This is a genomic window from Flavobacterium sp. LC2016-01, from assembly GCF_009711135.1.
GTDB lineage: Bacteria > Bacteroidota > Bacteroidia > Flavobacteriales > Flavobacteriaceae > Flavobacterium.
On record NZ_WMIC01000007.1, the window covers coordinates 43529 to 63877 of the forward strand.

The window sequence follows — 20349 nt, forward strand, 5'->3', positions numbered from 1 at the left end:
ATGTCAAATTTTAGATTTTAGATTGCTCTTTAATCTAAAAAATTAAAAGGCAAAATTACGTTTTTAGAATGGAACAACGCAATTTCGCCTTTTAAATTTAAAAGACATCCTTTTAATTTGCAGACTTTACCAAATAATTTCGGCTAAAACCTGATTCTCTTTTATTTTTCCTAGTTGAATTGTTTTTAACTTTTTTGATGTTTTTCCAGCTCTGGTTGTATAAATTTCGACCATAATTGTTGCTGGTCCATTTTCGGTCAGTTCAGTTTCACCATAATAATCGGTCTTGATTTGATATTTCCCTTTTACCGGATTTCGAATTATATATTGTTCCGGACCATAACCCTCCGTAAAATCTTTAGAAAATCGTCCTCCAATTGCTGTCGAAGTATGACTGTAATAACATTCTTCTCCGGTTGGTTCAATTACATGCAAATCTAAATCGACATCCATTTGGTTCCAGTTCATAATAATTCGAATATCAACCGGCATTTTTGATAGATATTTTTTGTCTAATTTACCTGTCTTTAATCCTGAATGTTCTATCATCATTCGGTTAATATCCATTAAAACAACATCTTCGACTCCTTCATATTGACCGCTCATTTCTCCGTAATAATCCACTTCCAAAGCTTTAATCAATTGATTAAAAGCTTCCTGATATTTTCCTGCGTCTTCTAGTGTTAAGGCATAATCTCTTAAACTCTGAGGTTCATGTTCTCTCCATTTTACGACTTGTTTTGCAGTAAATACTGCATCATCATAATCTTTCCATTGACGTAAAGTATAAGTCAAAGTTTTATAAAGCTGATGATTTTCCAAACCTAAATCAGCAATGTTGCTGATGATCAGGAGTGCTTTTTTAAGATCGCCCTGATTGTAGAAAAAATGAGCCACATCAAAATAAAAACTTGGATTTCTTTCCTGCGCTTTTCTTAAGTCCAAATACAAATCATATTGTTTTTCTTTTGGAGCTTTTGCCAAAGCTTTTAAATACAATCGATCTGGATTCCAACTTTTTATTTGGACAAGTTCACTATTTGAAGACTTCTTTTTCGTTGTTATAATAATCACTCCATTTGCCCCTCTGCTTCCATAAGCAGCAATTCGCGAAGCATCTTTCACAACCTCTAGCGAATCGATATCATCCGACTTCAAATCAGTCAATTCACCTCCATAAAACTGGCCATCAAGTATAATTAAAGGTTTTTTTGAATCTCCAGCTAAATAACCCCTACTGAAATTTAAATCTTGCGAAAGATCTTTATTTTTTGAGATACTTTCTGTAATAGCACCAACTACTTCTCTTCTCTTTTGTGTTCCGTATCCTAGAACTATTGAATCTTGTGATCTAGCAACATTCGTCTCTTTTTCTATTTCTTCAAATCCAACTTTTTTATCTTTTAATTCAACAATTTTTGGCATATTTTCAGTAAATTCCTTAGTTTTCACGACCACAGGTGGGGCGAATTTAACCTGATCTACTTTTGGAGCAGGAACAGTTTCATGAGGATTATTATCTTCCACAATTACAGAAGCAGTTCCCGTACCAATGGGTTCGTCTACAGTCAACACTGCATCAGGATCTCCTTTTATGGTTTCATTTGCTTGAGCTCTTACTGGTTGAGCCCAACTTTTATGCTTATACTTAGAAGCAATTTTCTGTCCTTTGTATTGCACATTCTTTTTCCACCAAATATTTAAGTCATTAAAATAACTTGCAATACTTTCCCAGTTATTTTTTTGCTGTGCCAATGTAGCATCACGTTCTTGTTTTTTAATTCGATCAAATTCTTCGCGCAATTCTGCTGGTGGTACAATATCATACGAAATATAATCTCTCACATTTTCCAGAACAATGAGCGACGTATTTTTAGTTACAATTCCGAATTTCTTTCCAAGAAGCTCTATTTCATCTGCATTTTTAGTGTACTGCAATTCAAGATTGGCGATTTTTTTCTGTGCCCAAAGTTTCTCCACATTAACATCTCCTGCATTTTGAGCAGAAACATCAAGCGTAATTTTTCTTTCTAAAACCGCTTCATTATTATATCCAAATAATAAAGTAATTTCATTTTTTGGATTTAAAGAAATTCCGGAAAAACTGAAATTCCCCGAAACCGAAGTTCCTTCCATCGGAAATAAATCAGTCACCGTTAAATTTTCTTTTATTCCAAGAAATTTCAAATTCGCATTGGTCAGTTTATCCAAAGCCGTTTCAGTATTTATCTGATTTAAATTGATGAAATTCCCGCCAGTTTTTGTTGAAGAAAAATTCAGAAAAGCAAAATCTGCAGAAACCGAAGAGGTAATAGTGTAAACAGGCTTTTTAGTTTTTGGCAACAGATTTTCACTCAAAGAAGATAATCCGTCAGAGAAAAACAAAAATTCATCCTGATTTTCAAAACTAATTTTAGAATAACGTGTTCCGCCATCGTATTTTGTGTTTTCTAAAATAGTTCTTAATTCCGCCCAATTTCCATCAGAAATCACAAACTCTCTTTGTTTTTCAAAAGTATAATTCAAAAAATATAAAGTCACTTTTGTGTTTTTTATTTTTTGAAAATAAGCATTCAGCAAATCCAGTTCTTTCTTTGTATCTCGGTTTTTACAGCTCAAAGAATTATCCCAAATCAAACCTATTGAAGCCGGAGTTTTTTTAGCGATTTTGTTTCCTTCTATAAAAGTATTTCCATAAAAATAATATTGACCGCCAGCATTCTTCATCGCAACACTTGGGATATTTTGCTGTATCGGAATCTTAACTACTATTTTTTCTTCAGGCTGATAATTTTCTTTTTTTACCGAAGCCTGAAAAGATTGATTCCACTTCGAAAAAATGATTTCTTTGCCCGAATTCTCCGTAACAATTGGCGCAGTTGAAGCTCCTAATACTGAAACATTAATTTCAAATTGATCTAATTTTTTCGGAAAACGGCTCACCAATTGATACGCCAGATTATCTTTATCAAAAGCCGAAAGTTCTTCTTCATACCCAATAACAACAGTTCGTTCGCCATTTGGCATTAGCGGATAAATTCTCGTTTTAAAATTATTCCCGTCGACTTTTTCCAACAATCCCGGATCAACACGACGATGTTCGATGGCCTCAAAAACCTGTTTCCCTTTATTCTTATTCACCGGAACAGCTTCTCTCAATTTTCCATTTATGTCAATTGCATATCTTGAAACTGAAACATTTTCCGGAAGCGGAAAAATAAGTTCTGCTTCCATTTGCCGTGTTCCTGAATTAAAAAAATGCATTTCGGCAGTCGTATAAGCAATATTGCCTACGACTTTTACATTGACGAAAAGTTTATTCATTCTCACTTTTTCAGCTTCTTCTCCTTTAACGGTAAGTTCAGGACTTTGTGCAAAAGTTTTTGTTCCGATAAAAAACAGAAAGAAAAGCAATACATTCAAATTCATTTGAAAAATGCTCGGCGCAGACGAAAACAATTTTAATTTCATGACACGAAAATTAAGGTTTATATTGTTATAGAGAACAAAAAATGGCAAAAGGTTGGGAAGATAATACTTATTTCCAAAAAAAATCTCCAAAGCCCTAAAGCAGTGGAGATTTAATATAAAAAAACAATCTATTTTTAAAATCGTGATATAATTAAACTAAATAACAAAGTTTATAAAAAACTAAAACTAACTTATATCACTTATATAATTTAAAGAAAATTATGCGTTGAAAATTTTCTCTTGGTGACCAATACTTTCTTGGTGAATTGCTTTAAACATTCTCAAAACAAACTCTTCAGTAAGACCTTTTTTCTCACCTTCCAAAATCATTTTCCCTAAGATTTCGTTCCAACGGTTGTTTTGAAGAATCGCAACGTTAGCATCTTTTTTCACTTGACCAATTTCGTCAGCTACTTTCATACGTTTTCCTAATAACTCTAATAAGTTAGCATCCAAAACGTCAATGTTCGCTCTTAGTTTTTTCATTTTTTGGCTGTACTCATCTGTAGTATCATCCGTTTTTCTGATTGTCAAATCTTTGATGATTTGTTTCAAAGCGTCTGGAGTAACTTGTTGAGCCGCATCAGACCAAGCGTTATCTGGATCGTAGTGCGTTTCGATAATCATACCGTCGTAGTTCAAATCTAAAGCCTCTTGCGTTACTTCAAAAATCATTTTACGATCTCCAGTAATGTGAGATGGATCGATGATTAAAGGTAAGTCAGGGAATTTATTTTGCAATTCGATAGCAATCTGCCATTCTGGAATGTTTCTGTATTTTGTTTTCTCGTAAGTAGAGAAACCTCTGTGGATAACTCCTAATTTCTCGATTCCAGCCATGTGTAAACGCTCAACACCACCTAACCATAAAGCTAAATCTGGGTTTACAGGGTTTTTAACCAAAACGATTTTATCAGTTCCTTTCAAAGTATCAGCAATTTCCTGAACTGCGAAAGGGTTTGCAGTTGTACGAGCACCAACCCATAAAACGTCGATATCATGTTCTAAAGCCAGTTTACAGTGAGCCGCAGTCGCAACTTCAGTTCCCATTAATAAACCAGTTTCAGCTTTTGCTTTTTGTAACCATTTTAATCCAATTTCTCCAACACCTTCAAATCCTCCTGGACGTGTTCTTGGTTTCCAGATTCCAGCTCTGAAAACACTTACTTTTGAATCTTTCAATTCGTGAGCAATTTTCAATACTTGATCTTCAGTTTCTGCACTACATGGTCCAGCTATCACAAGTGGGTGATTTAAATTGAAATCTTCTAACCACTTTCTCATTTCTTTCTTATTTTCCATCTTTATTCTAATTTACTTTTTAGTTGTTGTTAATCCGTTTAGTATTTCTTTTATCTTATTTGTGCTTTCCATTTCTTCAAAAATGGCATTGTAATTCTCCTCTTTCAGCAAATCCCTAAACCGACTGAGATTTGAAATATATTCTTCTAATGTTTCCAGAACGTGCTCTTTATTCTGCTTAAAAATCGGTGTCCACATCGCCGGCGAACTTTTTGCTAAACGAACCGTGCTTTCAAATCCACTTCCCGCCATATCAAAAATATCCTGTTCGTCTTTTTCCTTATTCATTACCGTTTTCCCGAGCATAAACGAACTGATGTGCGACAAATGCGAAACATAAGCAATGTGTTTGTCGTGCGAAGTCGGATCCATATATCGAATCCTCATTCCGATTTCGCTGAAAAGCTTTAATGCCTTTTCCTGCAATTTAAAAGTGGTTTTTTCCACTTCGCAAATAATGTTTGTCTTTCCTTTAAACAAACCTCTTATCGCCGCCGAAGGTCCTGAAAACTCCGTTCCTGCTATCGGATGCGTGGCAATAAAATTTCTTCTTTTTGGATGATTGGCAACGGCATCACAAATTGGTTTCTTCGTTGATCCCACTTCAAAAACAATCGTTTTATCTCCAACCGAATCCAGCACTTTAGGCAAAACCGTCAGCGCCACATCCACCGGAACCGAAACGATTACAAAATCGGCTTCAGCCAAATCTTCAAAACTTCCCGCTTCGTCGATAACTCCAAGATCAATGGCTTCCTGCAAGTGCTTTTCGTTGCTGTCAATTCCAAAAATCGTCGAATCCGGATGTTGGTCTTTGATGTCCAGCACCATCGAACCGCCTATTAATCCTATTCCTATTACGTATACTTTCATATTTCTTTTTATTAGAAGCTGTTTCCTGCTATCCGCTGTATCTTTTATGGCGAACCCCGCCATAAAAGGATGCCGCTTCTATCAGGGCTAGGGCTTCTCGTTTTTTCAAGACCTTTATTCTTTTCTGTCACTCTGAGCGGAGTCGAAGGGCGCTCCAATTGGAACTTGGGCTTCGACTTCGCTCAGCCTGACAAACTATGTCTAAAAATCTAAAATCTTGATTCTTTACTCTTGATTCTTGCTTCTAAAATCTATCAATCGCTTCTTGTACTTTTTCTTCTTTCACACACAATGAGAATCGGATATATCCTTCGCCGTTGCTTCCAAAAATGGTTCCCGGCGTGATGAAAATATGTTTCTCATATAATATTTCGTCAATAAACTTCTCTGCTGATTCGATTCCTTCCGGAAGTTTTGCCCAGACAAAAAGCCCGACTCCTTCTTTATATACTTTACAGCCTAGTTTTTCTGCCAATTTTTCTGTTAATTCTCTTCGGCGTCTGTAAATTTTGTTTTGATCTTCGAACCAAGATTTATCACAATTTAAAGCGGCAACTGCACCTTTCTGAATTCCGTAAAACATCCCACTGTCCATGTTGCTTTTTACTTTTAGAACCGCATCGATAATTTCAGGATTTCCTAAAACCATTCCGACTCTCCAGCCGGCCATGTTGAACGTTTTACTTAACGAATTCAATTCCAAAGCCACATCCTTCGCACCTTCAATCTGCAATAAACTCATCGGATTATCATTCAAAACAAAACTATACGGATTGTCGTTGATCAATAATATATTGTGTTTTTTAGCAAAAGCAACCAATTTTTCAAATAACGCTAAACTTCCTCTCGCTCCTGTCGGCATGTGCGGATATCCCAGCCACATAATTTTTACTTTCTCCAGCTCTAATTTTTCTAAAGCTTCAAAATCTGGTTCCCAGCCATTTTCTTCTTTCAAATCATAATAAACTGGAACTGCTTGAACCAAATTGGTTACCGAAGTATAAGTCGGGTAACCTGGATTCGGAATTAAAACATGATCGCCTTCATTTAAAAAAGCCAGCGAAATGTGCATAATTCCTTCTTTAGAACCCATCAATGGTAAAATCTCATTATTCGGATTCACTTCAACACCAAATTGATTCTGATAAAAATCGGCCATCCCTTTTCTCAATTCCGGTAATCCCTGATAACTTTGATAACCATGCCCGTTTTCGTCTTGAATTGCTGCAGCGACTGCTTCAATTACTGCTTTTGACGGACTCAAATCAGGGCTTCCGATTCCCATATTGATGATCGATTTTCCTTCAGACATCAGTTGACGAACTTCTCTCAATTTTGAGGAGAAGTAGTATTCTTCAACTGTATCTAATCTTTTTGCTGTTGTAATCATTTTTTTAATATTTCTCTTTTAGAGTTTTATTTTCTTGTCCTTCTGAGCGAAGTCGAAGGACTTTTTAACTTCTAACTTTTAACTTCTAACCTATATAAGGTTTTGTATTTTTATATTCCCCTAACACTTTAAAATACTCCGCCATGATGTTTAATAACGTTTTGGCTTTTGCAAAATCTTCGTATTTTTCAAATGTCACATCTACGAAAAATGAATATTTCCAAGGTGTTTCAATTTTTGGAAGCGACTGAATTTTTGTCAAATTCAGCTTGCAGTCGCTCATTACATTCAAAACCGCTGCTAAACTTCCTCTTTTGTGATCCAATTCAAATTTGATTGACGCTCTGTTGATTTCGTTTTCCGGCAAAAATGAATTTTGCTTTTTGATAATCACAAAACGAGTCATATTATTTTTGATCGTTTGAATTTCTGGCGCGATGATTTCTAAATCATACATTTCAGAAGCCGTTTTACTTGCAATTGCCGCAATTCCGGTTAATTGTTTTTCCTGAATTCTTCTGGCTGTTTCGGCTGTATCTTTATCCTCAACCAATTTGATATTTGGATATTGTTTTAAGAAATCCATGCATTGCAAAATGGCCATTGGGTGCGAATGAACTTCTTTTATATCTTCAATTTTCTGACCTTTCAAAGCCATTAAATTTTGGTGAATGCTTAAATAATGCTCTCCAATAATGTGTAAATTATTCTTGTCAATCAAAGCATAATTCGGAATAATTGGACCTGCAATTGAATTTTCGATCGCCATAACCGCCTGATCCGATTTTCCTGAAAGAAGGCTGTCGATCAATTCTTCAAAAGACAAACATTCATCAATTTCCACGTTTTCAGCGAAATACTCATTCACAACCTGATGATGAAAAGAACCTTTTATACCTTGTATTGCAATTTTCGTTGTCATATATTCAAAAAAAAATCCTGATTTGCATCAGGATTGTATATTAGTTTTATTTGTCTTTATATTTTTCAAATAACCATAGCACAATCCTCACTTCTACTAAAGAAGAAATAAAAAGAGTTGCTAAAATAAAAACGGTTAGATGCCATTTCGTTTGTGTTATTGTTTAAATTCTCTGCGAATGTATAAATTATTTTTAGCGCACCAAAAAAATTATTGCATTTTATGAAACAAAAAGGGATTTCTTAACAAATTTAGCAGGTTTTGTATGATAATATAAAAATATAGGCTTAAAATGAGAATATTAAAATGAGGTTCTAAGGTTCTGAGTTGCTAAGATGCTAAGTTTTTTTTCGCCACGAATTCACGAATTAGCGCAAATCATTGTGGTTATTTAATTCGAATTACACAGATTTTAAAATAAAAATTCGTGAATTACTTCGCCTGTTCGCTATCGCTCGAGTCGTGGCTATCTTTCAATCAAAACAATCCAGAAACCGGTTTATTCGAAATCCCAATTTTTGAATAATCAAAATTCAATTTTTCTTTTAATAAAGATGCATAAACACTTCTAAAATCGGTTTGATATTTTAAATCACCATTATCTAAGTCGGCTAAATTTGGATTGTTCCCTAAAATTGTTCCTTTATTATTTCCTCCAATAATAAACATTGGCGCTGCAGTTCCATGATCTGTTCCATTTCCGTTGTCTTTTACTCGTCTTCCAAATTCAGAAAAAACTACAATTGTAACATTCTGCAATAATTGCGCTTGTTTTAAATCTTGATAAAAACTGTATAAAGCATCATTCAAATCGGCTAATTTTTTCTCGTGTATGGCAAGTTGATTATCATGCGTATCAAATCCGCCGAGCGAAGTATAATAAACTTTCGAATTCAGATTTCCTTTTATCAATCTTCCTATCCATTCCAGATTTTTGGATAACTCCGTTTTTGGATAAGTGATTTCGGATTTTGATTTTGCCAAAGCTTTCTGAATTTCATCTGAACCTTCAGTAACCGAATTAGCAATTTTTCGAACAAAGTCTAAATGCGGATTATCAGACAACGTTATATTTTCTTCTTTATCTGATTTTACTTTAAATCGGTTTGGATCTTTTACGGTTATAAAATTAGGTTCAACACCTTTTAAAGCGAGATTATCAATGGAATCTAAATTTATTCCGGCCGTCGCCTGATGTCCGTTGCACTGAAGATCTAAATATCTTCCGAGCCAGCCTTCATTTATATATTTATTAGAATCTGTTGCGGTTTGCCAAATTTCCTGACTTCTAAAATGGGAACGAATTGGTTCTGGATAACCTACATTCTGAATTACCGTCAAATCTCCGTTTTGTTGCATTTGGGCAAAATCTTTCAACGAAGGATGAAAAGCCATTCCTTTATTTTTACTGATTACCAAATCTTTATTCAAAGCAATTTTGGTTCTATAATTATAATATAAAGGATCATCAAACGGAATAAAAGTATTTAATCCGTCATTTCCGCCGTTCAATTGCACAAAAACAACACATTGTTCACCGATTATTAAATTATTCTGCGAACCAAAAGCGTGTAAAAAATCAGGAAGAACAAGCATTCCGCCAGTAAAAGTTCCTGTCAATGTTAGAAAATCTCTTCTGTTCATGATTACTGCTTTTTAAATTAATTGATATTCTGGAAGTTTTGTGATGTAATTAAAAAGTCGGATGACCGCGAAATTGGCGTGCGCTTCTTTTGGGTCAAAATCGTATTTGAGTAAATTCTCCATGTCTTTTTGCATGGAATCATTTACATCAAATAATAATCGGTTGGACAATTCTGCAATGATTGTTTTGTTGTTTCCATTGGAATCAAAATCAATTTTCACATCGATTTTGTCGAATTCTACTTTTGGTTTCTCCTCTTCTCCTGTCATTGTGTTCAATACTTTTTTTGAAATACTTCTTCCACTGCAAAGCAAATCCGATGTATTATTTCGCTGTAAATAAATTTGAGAAGTCAGCCAGGAGTTTCCGCCGTCCCAGCCTTTTACATTTACCTGATTGTATAAATCCATTCCTTGCTGTCGAAGGAAAAGCGCTATCATTGCGTCATCAAAATCTTTTACTTCCAATTCATCAATCAACTGAATGATATATACCAATGGATCTTTGATTTTGTTTCCCGAATTTTCTTTGGCATATTCTTCGGTAAAAATTTTTGTCAGCAAAGGTTGAATTTCGAAGTTTTTCTTTCGAAAATAATCACCATAATAAATCACTAAATCTTCGGGTGGATTATCATAAATAAACCATTTCAGAATTTTTCTGGTAATGAGATACGGAATGTTTTTTTGTTCGAAAATGATATCTACAAGATCATCGGCTTTCCAATTTCCCGTTTTTCCGAAATAGGTTTTATCACTGTTATCTTCAGGAATTTTTCTATAAACACCGCCGTCATCGCCATAATTTAAACCTGCGAGTGCTTTTGCGCCTTCTTTGATATCATTTTCAGAATAATTTCCAATTCCGATAGTAAATAACTCCAACAATTCCCGACTTAAATTCTCGTTGTATTTGCCTTTTTTATTGTCGACATTGTCTAAATACTTTAGCATCGCGTTTGACTTTACGATTTGCTTCGTTAACTCTTTGAAGTTTCCAAAAGCATGTTCCCGTAAAATCATATTGTGCTGATAAATCCAGTAATTGACTTTTACTTTTTGCGAAGTTGAAACGAAATGGTTGTGCCAAAAAACAACCATATTTTCCCGAAGCGGAAATTCATCAGTTCGCATTTTATTAATCCACCATCTTCTTAGTTCAATGGCTGAATAAATTTCTTTTTTGAGAATTTTCTTTTTAGCGTCAGAATCAGCATCTTTTATAGCCTGCTTAAATTCTTTTAATTCGATAAGTGTTTTAGGATCGTCTTCTAAAAAAGCAGGAAGTTGTTTATCGAATTTTGAATCATAGGAATGTTTTAGAAATTTCTCTAATCCTAATTTTTCAATTTTATCAGATTCTTTTCCAGAAAAACCCAATCGTAAGGACCAAAGATTGCTTTTTTTCATGATGCAGAAATTATTACAATAAGACTTGACTTTCTCCTAAAGGTTTAAAGAGAAGGTTCTGAGTTACTTAGTTACTGAGATGCTAAGTTTTAAAAATCTTTGGTAATAATTAGAACGGGGAATTTTTGGGGATATTGTTACCTACAAAATAAAACGAAGAAGATAATAAAACATCTTCTTCGCTTTTTATTTTTTATTCAGATTCATTCATAGAAGAATAGAGACATGTCATTTTTTCTCTACATTCCATAATAAGCTTTTATTACTTCAGCGACCAAACTTCCAGCTGCACCTATTCCAATATTCCAAGAACCATCAAGAGCTTTTCCTAACACTTTTTGAGTCCAAGTATTTACTTTTTGTCCAAATGTATTATTTACAAAATTCGGCTCTTCATCATCTATTATTTCAACAAGTTCAGTAATATCTTCTTCTTTAACTCCACCCTCTTTTAATCTTCTAAAAAGTTCATCTTTACTTCCTTTTGCAATATTTATATTTGCCGAAATTTGAGCTTTTTCTCCTGTATTTAAAACATTTCCGTCTCCAGTATTATTTATAATTGTTTGATTCATAATTGTTGCAATTGCTTCTTTTTTAGTTTTTAATTCTTCTATTTCTGTAATATTTCCAAATTCCGAATCTATCTTAAGCATAAAATCTAACAAACTATTTCTAACTGATGCTATAATTTCTTCAACTACGCTACCTGCAACTCGTCTTTGACAGTTAATTAGATGTAGATATGGATTCCCCATATTTCTCCAATTTTCAGCGATAAGACTTGTAACTTCTGCAGGAAAAACATAGCCCATCATTGTTCTTCCATCTTCTTGATTAAGTTTTTCTAAACTTGATATACTATCAAAAAATTTCATATCAGTTAGCATATCTTGAAATTCTTTATCAAGACCAAGTATCGGAACTGGTTGATTATTATATTGTTGATTCCCATTAATAAATGTCCCAACTATATTTCCCTTATATTTTCGATAAATTGGTAATTCATCTGAATTTTCATATCCTTTTAATTCATTGCTAACCCATTTTAATAAAGTTTCATTTTGAAGTCTACTGGCTAAAACTTTTGTTTTTAAAAGTGGAGAACTTACAGTTTTTTCTGTATCTATTAATTCATTGATTATATCGTTGACTAATTTCATGTTTTTTATTGTAAAAAAAGCAGCTATCATTACAATAACTGCTTTCTATTAATTTAAGAATAAATCTTTTCTCTTTATTCTATTTTCTTTCCTCTAAAAAAAAATTAAGACCCACACATCTCACAATCCTCAGGATCTGCCGCTTGTGCTTTCAGCAACATCGCTTTGTAATCCTCAACACTGATTTCTTCAGTTTCTGCAACTAAAGACGGAGCTGTTTCTTCTTTTTTATCGTTGTTTAATGTGAACTTAATCGCATCAACTGCTGATTTTGTTCTTAGGTAATACATTCCTGTTTTTAAACCTGACTGCCAAGCGTAGAAGTGCATTGAAGTCAATTTAGAATAGTTTGCATCTTGCATAAACAAGTTCAACGATTGAGATTGGTCAATGAAATAACCTCTTTGACGTGACATATCGATAATATCTTTCATCGACATTTCCCAAACAGTTTTGTATAAATCTTTTAAGTCTTGCGGAATCCTATCAATATTTTGAACAGATCCGTTATGACGCATAATTTCTTGTTTCAAATCTTCGTTCCATAAACCTAGTTTTACTAAGTCTTCTAGTAAATGTTTGTTTACTACGATGAACTCTCCAGACAATACACGACGTGTGTAAATGTTTGATGTATATGGTTCGAAAGCTTCGTTGTTTCCAAGAATCTGAGAAGTCGATGCAGTTGGCATTGGCGCTACTAACAATGAGTTACGAACTCCGTGTTCTACCACTTCTTTTCTTAATGAAGCCCAGTCCCAACGTCCTGATAATTCTTCATCTTTCATTCCCCACATATTGTATTGGAATTCTCCTTTTGACATTGGAGACCCTTCAAATGTAGAATATGGTCCTTCTTCTTTTGCCATTTCCATAGAAGCGGTTACAGCGGCAAAGTATAAAGTTTCGAAAATTTCTTGGTTTAATGTTTTAGCTTCGTCACTTGTAAATGGCAAACGCAACATGATAAAAGCATCAGCCAAACCTTGCACACCTAAACCAACCGGACGGTGACGCATGTTTGAGTTTTCAGCTTCTTGAACTGGGTAATAGTTTCTGTCGATTACTTTGTTCAAGTTACGCGTTACACGTTTTGTAACGTTGTAAAGCGCTTCATGATCAAATTTTCCATTTTCGATGAACATTGGCAACGAAATAGAAGCCAAGTTACAAACTGCAATTTCATCTTTAGAAGTAAACTCCATAATCTCTGTACACAAGTTAGAAGAACGAATTGTTCCTAAATTCTTGTGGTTCGATTTACGGTTTGCTGCATCTTTGTACAACATATATGGCGTTCCAGTCTCAATTTGTGATTCTAGGATTTTCTCCCATAATTCACGAGCACGGATTGTTTTTCTTCCTTTTCCTCTAAATTCATAGTCCGTATATAATGCTTCGAATTCATCTCCGTAAACATCATATAATCCTGGACATTCGTTTGGACACATTAAAGTCCAAGTTGTATCTTCCTGAACACGTTTCATGAACAAATCTGAAGTCCACATGGCAAAGAATAAATCACGCGCACGCATTTCTTCTTTTCCTGTATTTTTCTTTAAATCCAAGAAATCAAAAATATCAGCATGCCAAGTTTCAATGTAAATCGCAAAACTTCCTTTACGTTTTCCACCACCTTGATCTACGTAACGAGCGGTGTCATTGAATACTCTCAACATTGGAACAATTCCGTTTGAAGTTCCGTTTGTACCACGAATATAAGATCCAGTTGCACGAACGTTATGAATAGAAAGTCCAATTCCTCCTGCTGATTGCGAGATTTTTGCTGTTTGTTTTAATGTGTCGTAAATCCCATCAATACTGTCATCCTGCATTGCCAAAAGGAAACAAGAAGACATTTGAGGTTTTGGAGTTCCGGCATTAAACAACGTTGGCGTTGCATGCGTAAAGAACTTTTTAGACATTAAATCGTAAGTTTCAATAACCGATTTTAAATCGTCTAAGTGAATACCAACCGAAACACGCATCAACATATGTTGTGGTCTCTCTACGATTTTTCCGTTTATTTTAAGAAGATAAGAACGCTCTAAAGTTTTGAAACCAAAGTAATCGTAATTAAAATCTCTTGTATAAATAATATGAGAATCTAAAAAAGCAGCATTTTCCTGAATCACTTTAAATACGTCATCAGCAATTAATGGTGCGTCTTGACCATTTCTTGGATTTACGTAGTGATACATATCTTTCATCGTTTCTGAGAACGATTTTTTTGTATTTGAATGTAGATTTGAAATTGCCACACGCGCTGCCAATTGTGCATAATCAGGATGCGCAATAGTCATTGAAGCCGCCGTTTCTGCCGCAAGATTATCTAGTTCAGAAGTAGAAACCCCATCATACAATCCCTCGATAACTCTCATCGCTACCTTAACCGGATCTACGAGCTCATTCAAGCCGTAACACAATTTTTTGATTCTTTCTGTAATCTTATCAAACATTACGGGCTCTCTGTGGCCATCTCTTTTTACTACATACATAAGCTTACTATTAATTAGTTATTGAAAAAATGAAAGCATCTAGAAAACGAATTCTAGTACTTAAACATTGCGTGTTTTTAAATTATTTTTCGAGAATTACAGGATTCTCAATAGTTGTCCTTTTCCAATTTGAATATCAAACCGAAAAGCCGTTAAAATTGCTATTAAATCTCCGATTTGGGTGATAGAGATCTAACCTAAAATTGTTCTGTAAAAATTATTAATCATGGCCTTAGATAAAATCAGCCAAAATCAAAATACTGTTGTTCTAAAAATCTGCGTCAAATGAAATTTTTTGAGCATCGCTGTCGGTGTTCATCACACCTGATTTTTGATACTCGGCAACACGTTTTTCAAAGAAATTAGTTTTTCCTTGAAGAGAGATCATGTCCATGAAATCAAACGGATTCGCTGATCCATACACACGCTCACAACCTAATTCTACTAATAATCTGTCGGCAACAAATTCTAAGTATTGCGTCATTAAAGTCGCGTTCATACCAATTAAACTTACCGGAAGCGATTCTGTTACAAATTGTCTTTCGATATCAAGAGCATCAACAATGATTTCTTTGATTCTGTCTTTTGGTACTTTGTTAATCAAATGATGATTATGCAAATGAACCGCAAAATCACAATGTACGCCTTCGTCACGAGAAATCAATTCATTAGAAAATGTCAAACCTGGCATTAAACCACGTTTTTTCAACCAATAAATTGAACAGAATGCGCCAGAGAAGAAAATACCTTCAACAGCAGCAAAAGCAATAAGTCTTTCAGCAAATGAATCAGACTCGATCCATTTTAAAGCCCATTCTGCTTTTTTAGCAATTGCAGGGAAAACTTCCAAAGCATTGAATAATTCTGCTTTTTCTGCTTCGTCTTTAACATAAGTGTCAATCAATAAAGAATACGTTTCACTATGAATGTTTTCCATCATGATCTGGAAACCATAGAAAAACTTCGCTTCAGCGTATTGAACTTCGTTTACAAAATTCTCAGCAAGATTCTCATTTACGATTCCGTCAGAAGCCGCAAAAAATGCAAGAATATGTTTGATGAAATATCTTTCATCATCATTTAATTTGTTATTCCAATCTGTCAAATCTTGGTGCAAGTCGATTTCTTCCGCAGTCCAAAAACTAGCTTCCATCTTTTTGTACCATTCCCAAATATCATGATGTTTAATTGGAAAAATAACGAAACGATTTTTATTTTCTTGTAATATTGGTTCGACTTGTGACATGACAATTTTTGTTTAATTTTTATACTGAAACTTTACTAATTCAGTAGACTACAAAGATTGTCAATTATCGCTAAAAATGAAAGTCAAACTTATTCACAATTCGACGTAGTTTTTAACAACGGGTGAAATTTGAAATGATTTTCATACAATAATTAATTTATTGCAAATGAACACTTTAAAAGCACAAATAGCATCTTGAAGTCCCGTAGAATATAGACTTTTTGAAATAAAAAGCAAGAAATTTTAAATAGTTTTTAAAAGTTTTTTTTGAGCTAAAACTTTATTTTTTTGAGTTAAAACGCGCCCTCGCAAAAGGGTATTTTTTACACTTGATTTTTACGAGTTCTTAAGTTCGGCAGCAACTTTTTCAAGTTCCAAATACCAGTCTTCACCAAAACGGCGAATCAAAGCTTCTTTAACAAATTTGTAAACTGGAACTTCTAATTCCTTGCCTAAAGAACAGGCATCATCGCAAATATCCCACTTATCATAATTTACCGCCGCAAATTCTGTAAAGTCTTTCACACGGATTGGATATAAGTGGCAAGAAACTGGTTTTTTCCAGTCTACGATTCCTTGATTGTAAGCTTGCTCGATACCGCAAAGTGCCGTTTTTCCGTCAAAAATAACGTAAGCGCAATCTTTCTCATCAATTAATGGCGTTTCAAGATCGCCATCAGTTCCTTTTACCCAAGTTCCTTGAGCCTCAATTGCAGCAATTCCTTCTTTTCTTAAAAAAGGTTTTACTTTTGGATAAATCTCTTCCAAGATTTTAGTTTCAGCTTCACTCAAAGGCGCACCTGCATCTCCGTCGACGCAACAAGCCCCTTTGCATGCTGATAAATTACAAACAAATTCTTTTTCGAGTATATCCTCTGATACGATGGTTTTTCCTAGTTGAAACATTTTGCAAAGGTAATTAAAGATTCAGGAAATAAAAACCGCTCACCGATATATGTTTGCAAACCCAACTTATTTAGAATGTTACCATTTTATCTACATAAATTTATAGTCGGATTTATTAAATGTATAAGCGCTTTTTTCCAAACTAATGCATTTCATTGTGGTTACTTTTCGGCTTTTTAAATCTTTCATTGTCATATCCATTAATAAGGTACGGTCCTCGGGTTTAAAATAATTCGATAATCCTTCGGGCATTTTCCATCCTTTCTGATTTTTAAACATGTCGCCAAAACTGACTTTTGCCTCACTCGTGTAATAACAAATAATATCGTATTCATCACTTGTCATCTGAATTCCTTTGCAGTTGTACCCCAAAAAGGTTTTGTTCGGAAGTGCCTTATAAGTAAATTTAGACTTCTCTCCCTCTTTTTTCGCCATTTCCGAATAATCAGCCATTTTTGACGCTGATGCCATTTTTTCCTTTCCGTTTCCAAAAGCAGTTACCGTAATGCTGTTTTTAGAGTCCATAATCATGAACATATCCTGTCCTTGTCCCTGCGACATATTCATTCCAAAATAAGCTGCATTAGGTTCTAGCAAATAATTTGCATTCATTGCTTTTCCTTCATCCGTTTTAATTTCCATAATATATTTCCAGCTGAAATTATACGAACTCGGGACAACCGACGGGTCAACTTTATTTTTACCGTAGCCCAAAACGGCATTTTCCATACTTACATTTTGATCAGCGGTTCCACTCCCGTTTTGACCTTTTTGTTGTGCTGCTTTTTTAATTTGCTGCCAGATTTGGGCTTGTGAACTATTGAATGGAAACAACAAACACAAGAAAACTATAACAAGCATCATCTTTTTCATAATCTTTCCTTTTTTAAGTTACAACAAATTTAGTGATTGATTTTCAGTAAGTTACATTTTTAACGCTTGATTTTATTAACTTTTCCTAGAAAAACAGAAAATAAATTAAGTTCAAAAATAAGCGGCCCTTTTTCCGCAAATCAGCAACCGAAAGATTACAATGTTACAAATATCACAATTTACACGAATAAACAGTGTTTTTATAACAAAAATACAAGGTGTCAAAAAATCACCTAACTTTATTACCTACTTTTGCAGCAAATTATTAATCGCTTAAAATCAGCGCTATATGTTAGAAATTGACTTTAAAGAAATTATTACAGTTGGAATGGTACTTTTTGCAGTAATTGATATTGTAGGATCGATTCCGATTATTGTCAATTTACGAGCAAAAGTTGGGCACATTGATTCAGAAAAAGCTTCCTTAGTCGCAGGTATGATTATGATTGTTTTTCTTTTTGTTGGAGAAGGATTATTGAATTTAATTGGTATTGATGTACATTCATTTGCCGTTGCCGGATCTTTTGTATTATTCTTTCTTGCTTTGGAAATGATTTTAGGAATCCGAATTTATCGTGATGAAGAGCCAGGATCAGCTTCAATTGTTCCTTTAGCGTTTCCGTTGATTGCCGGAGCCGGAACTATGACAACACTGCTATCGCTCCGATCTCAATTTCATACGATCAATATTATTATCGCTATTTTACTAAATATTATACTGGTTTACATCGTTTTAAAATCATCAAAGAAAATTGAAACTTTACTAGGTGAAAACGGTCTGGGCGTGGTCCGCAAGACATTTGGCGTCATACTTTTAGCGATTGCTGTTAAATTATTCGCCGCTAATGTTAAAGGTTTGTTCGTCTAACATTTATTTTTATACTTTTACCCCATAAAATTTCTAAAAACAAAACTTTAAGCTCTTTTTTAAGGTTTTACTTTGATTATTTTAAACAAAAAACAACCAGATGAAAATTTTTACTTCAATATTAGTGCTTTTAGCATTAGCTTTAATTGTTTTTAATATTACGCTATTGGACTTTAAAAACCCATTTCAAGGGGATAGTATGGTAGCTTTTATTGGAATCGCCGCTTCTTTCTGCGCCGTATTGATTCTTTTGATTTTTAGAATTTCAAAAAGAATTGAAGAAAAAACAAACGGCAGATAATAATGTTTGACGTTCTAATTATTGGCGGAGGCGTATCAGGAATATCTTGTGCACTTGTATTAGGCTCTGCTAAAAATAAAGCTTTTGCTGCCGATAAAAAAATCGGAATTTTTACACATCAAAAAAATTCTTCTCTTCAGGAAGCAATTTTCTACAATGCTTATGGCATAACGTCAGGGAAATTAGGTTCTGAATTACTTACAGAAAGCACACAGGATTTAGCTGCAAATTATCCGCATATTACTCAAATTCCAAATGAAAAGGTAATTAAAGTTGAAGGACAATTTCCTGAATTTACTGTAATAACAAATAAAAACTCCTATAAAACAAAAACCATTGTTGTCGGAATTGGTTCTGCCAATACATTTGACATTGAAGGCTTGATGCAGTTTGTTGAACCGCATAAAAAAGCACTTCCAGAAAAACAGCGAATTCAGTTAAAAAATGACGATCACAAAGTTGCTGAGGGCATTTATGCAATTGGAACTTTAGCTGGCTGGAGAAGCCAATTAGCTATTGCCGCAGGAAGCGGTGCCGCTGTTGCCACAGATATTCTTACTTTATGGAATAATGGCGTGCAGACTCATGTGCACGATAGCATTCGATAAAATTTTAAACCATATAAGTTATATAAGTCAATATAAATGCTTTGCGCATAGATATTAAATGAACTTATATAACTTATATGGTTTAAATAATTTTTATTTCACAGAAATTATCTGCGTAACCTTAATATGATTTTCATCCTCAGATTTCCAGAATTCTCCTTTTACTGAAACTTCATCACCAATTTTTACTTGTTTGTAGTTTTGTGGTCCCCCTACATTTACAATACTGATTGTGGCAAAATAAACCTCTTTTTGAGCTGTGTTGATTTTTGCTGTGTAGCCGTCTTTACCTCCTTCAATTGATTCGACTTTTCCTGAAACTGTTCTGGAAGTATCTTTCGCACCTGCGCAAGAGATTATAAAAGTCATTACCATCAGAAGAAAACCTATTCTTTTTAAATTTTTCATGTTTTAAATGTGTTTAACCGCAAAGTACGCCAAGAATTACGCAAGGATCGCTAAGTCTAATTTTATGTTATTATTAAGTTTCTTCTCAAAATTTATGCCAATGGAATACAGCTTCCGGCGATAACTTTTAAATTTTCATCAAACTGTTTCCAAACTCTGATGTATTTAAAAACGCCATTTATTGCAGCATTATCATAAGTCGCTTTTAATGAAACTACTACAGTTACGACAGCCACATCATCAATTATATTAATAATTTGATCTGAAGCTTCTAATGACACTACTTTCATTTTCCCCGAACGATAGGATTCTAAATCAAAGTCTTTTGTGATTGTGTTTCCGTCAGGCAAATTGAAAAGCAAATCGTCGTGAAGGAGCTTCTCTAAAGTTGAAACATCAGCATATTTAATTGCAGTCAAAAGTTCGATTTCAGCATTTACAATGGCTTCTGTGTTCATATTTTAAA

General features: G+C 34.1%; 17 protein-coding genes. 3 read left to right on the forward strand and 14 right to left on the reverse strand.

The window, feature by feature from the left end:
* Window positions 1-126 precede the first annotated feature (126 nt).
* From GKZ88_RS15115 to GKZ88_RS15170, 12 genes are all read right to left on the reverse strand, one after another.
* Window positions 127-3471, reverse strand: coding sequence for a VIT domain-containing protein (locus GKZ88_RS15115; protein WP_155103194.1), 3345 nt, complete (start codon window positions 3469-3471; stop codon window positions 127-129).
* A gap of 219 nt (window positions 3472-3690) precedes the next feature.
* Window positions 3691-4773 (reverse strand): bifunctional 3-deoxy-7-phosphoheptulonate synthase/chorismate mutase type II, encoded by a 1083-nt coding sequence (locus tag GKZ88_RS15120; RefSeq protein ID WP_035653393.1) that lies wholly within the window; start codon window positions 4771-4773, stop codon window positions 3691-3693.
* Window positions 4774-4785: 12 nt separating this feature from the next.
* Window positions 4786-5646: a prephenate dehydrogenase gene (locus GKZ88_RS15125; RefSeq protein WP_155103195.1), complete on the reverse strand. Its 861-nt coding sequence runs from the start codon at window positions 5644-5646 to the stop codon at window positions 4786-4788.
* A 244-nt stretch (window positions 5647-5890) separates the two neighbouring features.
* Window positions 5891-7036 (reverse strand): aminotransferase class I/II-fold pyridoxal phosphate-dependent enzyme, encoded by a 1146-nt coding sequence (locus GKZ88_RS15130; RefSeq protein WP_155103196.1) that lies wholly within the window; start codon window positions 7034-7036, stop codon window positions 5891-5893.
* Between the two features lie 85 nt (window positions 7037-7121).
* Window positions 7122-7958 carry a prephenate dehydratase gene (locus GKZ88_RS15135; RefSeq protein WP_155103197.1) on the reverse strand — a complete coding sequence of 279 codons (837 nt, stop codon included), beginning with the start codon at window positions 7956-7958 and terminating at the stop codon, window positions 7122-7124.
* 477 nt (window positions 7959-8435) lie between these two features.
* The gene (locus tag GKZ88_RS15140; RefSeq protein WP_155103198.1) at window positions 8436-9602 is read right to left on the reverse strand and encodes a DUF1501 domain-containing protein; all 1167 of its coding nucleotides are present in this window, start codon (window positions 9600-9602) and stop codon (window positions 8436-8438) included.
* A 12-nt stretch (window positions 9603-9614) separates the two neighbouring features.
* Window positions 9615-11012, reverse strand: a complete 1398-nt coding sequence (locus GKZ88_RS15145) for a DUF1800 domain-containing protein (RefSeq protein WP_155103199.1) — start codon at window positions 11010-11012, stop codon at window positions 9615-9617.
* 239 nt (window positions 11013-11251) lie between these two features.
* Window positions 11252-12175, reverse strand: a complete 924-nt coding sequence (locus tag GKZ88_RS15150) for a hypothetical protein (protein ID WP_155103200.1) — start codon at window positions 12173-12175, stop codon at window positions 11252-11254.
* Between the two features lie 104 nt (window positions 12176-12279).
* The gene (locus GKZ88_RS15155) at window positions 12280-14673 is read right to left on the reverse strand and encodes a ribonucleoside-diphosphate reductase subunit alpha (RefSeq protein WP_155103201.1); all 2394 of its coding nucleotides are present in this window, start codon (window positions 14671-14673) and stop codon (window positions 12280-12282) included.
* Between the two features lie 268 nt (window positions 14674-14941).
* Window positions 14942-15919: a ribonucleotide-diphosphate reductase subunit beta gene (locus GKZ88_RS15160; RefSeq protein WP_035653382.1), complete on the reverse strand. Its 978-nt coding sequence runs from the start codon at window positions 15917-15919 to the stop codon at window positions 14942-14944.
* A 336-nt stretch (window positions 15920-16255) separates the two neighbouring features.
* On the reverse strand, window positions 16256-16825 hold the full coding sequence (locus GKZ88_RS15165; RefSeq protein ID WP_155103202.1) for a DUF3109 family protein: 570 nt from the start codon (window positions 16823-16825) through the stop codon (window positions 16256-16258).
* 90 nt (window positions 16826-16915) lie between these two features.
* Window positions 16916-17698 carry a DUF4412 domain-containing protein gene (locus GKZ88_RS15170; protein ID WP_155103203.1) on the reverse strand — a complete coding sequence of 261 codons (783 nt, stop codon included), beginning with the start codon at window positions 17696-17698 and terminating at the stop codon, window positions 16916-16918.
* A gap of 289 nt (window positions 17699-17987) precedes the next feature.
* Here GKZ88_RS15170 and GKZ88_RS15175 point away from each other — a divergent pair, with 289 nt between their 5' ends.
* From GKZ88_RS15175 to GKZ88_RS15185, 3 genes are all read left to right on the forward strand, one after another.
* Complete coding sequence (locus GKZ88_RS15175; RefSeq protein ID WP_035653377.1) at window positions 17988-18566, forward strand: MarC family protein; 579 nt, start codon at window positions 17988-17990, stop codon at window positions 18564-18566.
* Between the two features lie 100 nt (window positions 18567-18666).
* Window positions 18667-18867, forward strand: coding sequence for a hypothetical protein (locus tag GKZ88_RS15180; RefSeq protein ID WP_026728410.1), 201 nt, complete (start codon window positions 18667-18669; stop codon window positions 18865-18867).
* A gap of 2 nt (window positions 18868-18869) precedes the next feature.
* A complete protein-coding gene (locus tag GKZ88_RS15185) occupies window positions 18870-19475 on the forward strand; it encodes an FAD-dependent oxidoreductase (protein WP_155103204.1) in 606 nt (201 codons plus the stop codon).
* A gap of 93 nt (window positions 19476-19568) precedes the next feature.
* Here GKZ88_RS15185 and GKZ88_RS15190 read toward each other — a convergent pair whose 3' ends face one another.
* Window positions 19569-19883 (reverse strand): hypothetical protein, encoded by a 315-nt coding sequence (locus tag GKZ88_RS15190; RefSeq protein ID WP_155103205.1) that lies wholly within the window; start codon window positions 19881-19883, stop codon window positions 19569-19571.
* A 92-nt stretch (window positions 19884-19975) separates the two neighbouring features.
* Window positions 19976-20341, reverse strand: coding sequence for a nuclear transport factor 2 family protein (locus tag GKZ88_RS15195; protein ID WP_155103206.1), 366 nt, complete (start codon window positions 20339-20341; stop codon window positions 19976-19978).
* Window positions 20342-20349: the final 8 nt, after the last annotated feature.